At 72.0% G+C, this 585-nt stretch carries 1 protein-coding gene; it reads left to right on the forward strand.

All coding sequences use genetic code 11. The features are described from left to right. Positions 1 to 585: response regulator (locus tag K4B79_RS47495; RefSeq protein WP_232033712.1), on the forward strand; the 585-nt coding region annotated here is incomplete at both ends.

Here is a 585-nt window from a genome sequence, read left to right on the forward strand (position 1 = left end):
GAGCTGAAGCTGCGCGGTGATCTGGTCGCGGTGATCCTGGCCGACTACCGGATGCCCCAGATGAACGGCATCGAGTTCCTCGAACAGGCCCTGGACGTGTATCCGGGCGCCCGGCGCGTGCTGCTGACCGCCTACGCGGACACCAACGCGGCGATCGACGCGATCAACGTCGTCGACCTCGACCACTACCTCCTCAAGCCGTGGGACCCGCCCGAGGAGAAGCTGTACCCGGTGCTCGACGACCTCCTGGAGGCCTGGCGGTGCAGTGACTTCCGGCCGGTACCCGCCACCAAGGTGGTCGGACACCGCTGGTCGGCGCGTTCGTCGGACGTCCGGGAGTTCCTGGCCCGCAACCAGGTGCCCTACCGCTGGTACTCGGCGGACGAGCCCGAGGGGCGGCGGCTGCTGGCGGCGGCCGGGCACGACGGGCAGCGGCTGCCGGTGGTGATCACCCCGGACGGAGCACCCCTGGTCGAGCCCGAGGCCCCCGACCTGGCCGCCCGGGTGGGTCTGGCCACCACGCCGACGGCCGACTTCTACGACCTCGTCGTCATCGGCGGCGGCCCGGCCGGGCTCGGTTCGGCC

Origin of the sequence: Streptomyces lincolnensis, assembly GCF_021173675.1 — a bacterium.
Lineage (GTDB): Bacteria > Actinomycetota > Actinomycetes > Streptomycetales > Streptomycetaceae > Streptomyces > Streptomyces lincolnensis_B.